We start from the raw sequence: 3,727 nt of genomic DNA, 5'->3' as shown, positions 1-3,727 counted from the left end.
GGCTTGCTCGCGAAAGCGGTCTGTCAGTCAACCTCTGTGCTGGATTTGCCGCCCTCTTCGCGAGCAAGCCCGCTCCCACAAAAGCACAGCAGCCGAGGTGCGCATGAAACCCGTGGTCATCATCGGCGCCGGCCCTGCCGGTATTCGTGCGGCGCAAACCCTGGTTGCCCACGGTGTTCGCCCGGTGCTGCTGGACGAAGCTTCGCGCGGTGGCGGGCAGATTTATCGGCGTCAGCCGGCCAATTTCAAGCGCTCGCCGGTCAAGCTGTATGGCTTCGAAGCACGCAAGGCCAACGCCCTTCACCAGACCATCGATGAGCTGCGCGAGCAGATCGATTACCGCCCTGAAACCCTGGTGTGGAACGCCGAGGACGGCGCCCTCGACACCGTGCAGGACGGACGTGCCGCACGACTGGAGTTTTCCCGGGTGATCGTCGCCACCGGCGCCACCGACCGGATTCTGCCAGTGCCGGGCTGGACGCTACCCGGGGTCTACAGCCTCGGCGCGGCGCAGATCGCCTTGAAATTCCAGGGCTGTGCCATTGGCGAGCGTGTGGTGTTTGCCGGCAGCGGCCCGCTGCTGTACCTGGTCGCGTATCAATACGCCAAGGCCGGCGCCAAGGTGGTCGCGGTGCTCGACAGCTCGCCCTTCAGCGCCCAGGCCCGCGCCCTGCCCGGCCTGCTGTCGCAACCGGCCACGTTGGCCAAAGGCATCTATTACCGTGGCTGGCTGGCCGCCCATGGCATCCCGGTGCATCAGGGCGCAACCTTGAAACGCGTCGAAGGCGAACAACGGGTGCAGGCGCTGATCTGGTGTGACACAAAAGGCGAACATCGACTGGACTGCGATGCCGTCGCCTTCGCTCACGGCCTGCGCAGCGAAACCCAGCTCGCCGACCTGCTCGGTTGCGAGTTTGCCTGGAACCCGCTCAACCGCGCCTGGCTGCCACAACGTGAGCGCGCCGGGCGCAGCAGCGTCGCCGAGGTCTACCTGGCCGGTGACGGTGCCGGGATCATGGGCGCCGACGCCGCGGAAATGGCTGGCGAGCGCGCCGCATTGGCGCTGCTCGAAGACATCGGCTGCCTGATCCCGACGCAACGCGCCGCACAGCTTGAACAGGTGCTGGAACGCATCGGCGATTTTCGCCGGGGCCTGGAACGCGCCTTCGCCTTTCCCGAGAACTGGGCCTCCAGCATCGCCGATGACGTGATGGTTTGCCGCTGCGAGGAAGTCCGCGCCGGCGATATTCGTGAAGTGGTGCGCGAGGGTCATTGGGAAATCAATCGGGTCAAGGCCCATTGCCGGGTCGGCATGGGTCGCTGTCAGGGGCGGATGTGTGGTGCGGCCGCAGCGGAAATCATTGCCTGTGAAAGTGGGCGCGCCGTGTCCGACATCGGCCGGCTGCGGGCTCAGGCCCCCATCAAGCCGCTGCCCTTTGGCCTGGAGATCGACGCATGACCGAAGTCGACGCAATTATCATCGGCGGCGGTATTGTCGGTGCTTCGGCGGCGCTGTTTCTCGGCAAGGCCGGGCGTCGCGTGGCGCTGCTGGAGCGGGACTTCTGCGGTTCGCATTCCAGCGGCGTCAACTACGGTGGCGTTCGCCGCCAAGGCCGACCGTTGTCGCAATTGCCGCTGTCGCAACGGGCACACGCCATCTGGGCGCAACTGCCGCAATTGATCGGCATCGACGGTGAATATCAACGCAGCGGCCACCTGAAACTCGCCCGCAGTACAGACGATTTGCGTGCCCTGCAAGACTACGCCGCCAGCAGCCAGGGCTTCGGCCTCGATTTGCAGGTGCTTGAGCGCACCGAACTGCGCCGGCGTTTTCCATGGGTGGGAGACGTCGCAGTGGGCGCCTCGTATTGCCCGGATGACGGTCACGCCAACCCGCGTCTGGTGTCCCCTGCATTCGCCCGGGCGGCGCGGCGCCACGGTGTGCAGGTACATGAGCAATGCACGGTCACCACCGTGGAACACGACGGCCAGCGCTTTCGCGTGCGCACGCAAACCGGCCTGGAGCTGCACGCGCCCTGGCTGTTGAACTGCGCCGGGGCCTGGGCCGGCAGCCTGGCCGCGCAATTCGGCGAGCCAGTGCCGATGCACTCCGGACACCCGGCGATGCTGGTCACCGAACCCTTGCCGCTGGTCATGGATGCCAGCACTGGCGTCGAGGGTGGCGGCATCTATGCGCGTCAGGTCGCGCGCGGCAATTGCGTGTTGGGCGGCGGCCAGGGGTTCGCTCTGGACGACGCCCGCGCCCGCCCCGGTCAAGGCGCCGTGCTGGAAATCCTGCGCCAGGCCGTCGAGCTCTACCCGTTTCTTGAGGGCGCCCAGGCGATTCGGACCTGGAGCGGCACTGAAGGTTATCTGCCCGATCGCCAACCGGTGATCGGCCACAGCCGTACCCAGCCTGGTCTGTTGCATGCGTTCGGCTTTGCCGGCGCCGGTTTCCAGATCGGCCCGGCGGTGGGCCAGGCGCTCACCGAGATCATCTGTAGCGGCGCGTCAAAGACGTCGCTGGATGCGTTTTCCATCACCCGGTTTCACTCCATCTCCGTAGCTTGATAGAGGAAGGTCGCGCCAATGAAAAACCTCAAACGCAACGCACTGCTCGGTTTGTCCTGCATGAGCGCCCTGCTCACCATCACCCAGGCCAACGCCGAACCGGTGCTTTACCTGGGCATGAACGGCGGGACCATGGAGCGGCTTTACGCCGACAAGGTACTGCCGGCTTTCGAGAAGGCCAACAACGTCAAGGTGGTGATCGTGCCGGGCACCTCCGCCGATATCCTGGCCAAGGTCCAGGCCAGCAAGGACAACCCGCAGATGCACGTGATGTTCCTCGACGACGGCATCATGTACCGCGCCATCGCCATGGGCCTGTGCGGCAAACTCCAGGACAACCCGACCCTTGCGCAAATTCCGGCCAAGGGGCGCATCAAGGATGAAGCGGTGGCCGTCAGCCTCGGCGTCACCGGGCTGGCCTACAACACCCGCCTGTTCAAGGAGAAAGGCTGGAATGCGCCGACCTCGTGGATGGACATGGCCGATCCTCGATACAAGGACAAGGTTGTGTTCCAGTCGATGGCCTCCTCTACCTTCGGCCTGCACGGCTTCCTGATGTTCAACCGGATTCAGGGCGGTAGCGAAACCAACGTCGATCCGGGCTTCAAGGCCTGGCCAGACACCGTCGGGCGCAACGTGCTGGAATATATTCCGAGCTCGGCAAAGATTTCAGAAATGCTCCAGACCGACGAAGCCGCGCTGTTCCCGCTGACACCGACCCAGGTCACCGCGCTGAAACTCAAGGGCATGCCGGTGGAATACGCACAGCCCAAGGAAGGCGCCGTGGTGCTCAACGTCGCCGAATGCGCCATCGCCAACAACACGCAGCCGGAACTGGCGCAAAAACTCGCCGCGTTCCTGCTCACCCCGGAAGCCCAGGCCGCTGCGCTTGAGGACGGCGACCAGATTCCTTCCAACCCCAATACCCCGACCTCCGACCGGACCCGCGGCCAGGTCGAAGCGATGAAAAAATACCTGCAGACGGCCATCGCGGTGGATTGGGATCAGGTCAACGAACAGCGCCCCGCGTGGAATGCCCGGTGGAACCGGAATATCGAGCGATAGGCGACCGACACGACTGCACTTTGCAAACGAAGCCCCCTGTAGGAGCGAGCTTGCTCGCGAAAAACTCTGGATAACGCGGGCACTCAGGCAG

At 64.8% G+C, this 3,727-nt stretch carries 3 protein-coding genes; all 3 read left to right on the top strand.

What is annotated here, in order from left to right; genetic code table 11:
• The first annotated feature begins 103 nt into the window (after positions 1-103).
• The 3 genes from ACCD00_RS30335 to ACCD00_RS30325 are packed head-to-tail and all read left to right on the top strand — an operon-like array spanning position 104 to position 3,636.
• On the top strand, positions 104-1,459 hold the full coding sequence (locus ACCD00_RS30335; RefSeq protein WP_413428879.1) for an FAD-dependent oxidoreductase: 1,356 nt from the start codon (positions 104-106) through the stop codon (positions 1,457-1,459).
• On the top strand, positions 1,456-2,571 hold the full coding sequence (locus tag ACCD00_RS30330) for an NAD(P)/FAD-dependent oxidoreductase (protein ID WP_413428878.1): 1,116 nt from the start codon (positions 1,456-1,458) through the stop codon (positions 2,569-2,571). Before ACCD00_RS30335 ends, ACCD00_RS30330 begins: the two co-directional genes overlap by 4 nt.
• A gap of 18 nt (positions 2,572-2,589) precedes the next feature.
• Positions 2,590-3,636, top strand: a complete 1,047-nt coding sequence (locus tag ACCD00_RS30325; RefSeq protein ID WP_413428877.1) for an ABC transporter substrate-binding protein — start codon at positions 2,590-2,592, stop codon at positions 3,634-3,636.
• Positions 3,637-3,727: the final 91 nt, after the last annotated feature.

The organism is Pseudomonas sp. Pseusp3 (assembly GCF_047304225.1).
Lineage (GTDB): Bacteria > Pseudomonadota > Gammaproteobacteria > Pseudomonadales > Pseudomonadaceae > Aquipseudomonas > Aquipseudomonas fluorescens_CD.
Note: the sequence above shows the minus strand (reverse complement) of the source record. Positions and strands in the feature narration are given on the sequence as shown.

Coding starts and splice junctions, on each gene's coding strand:
- ACCD00_RS30325 (WP_413428877.1), top strand. CDS start 2,590: ATGAAAAACCTCAAACGCAACGCACTGCTCGGTTTGTCCTGCATGAGC.
- ACCD00_RS30335 (WP_413428879.1), top strand. CDS start 104: ATGAAACCCGTGGTCATCATCGGCGCCGGCCCTGCCGGTATTCGTGCG.
- ACCD00_RS30330 (WP_413428878.1), top strand. CDS start 1,456: ATGACCGAAGTCGACGCAATTATCATCGGCGGCGGTATTGTCGGTGCT.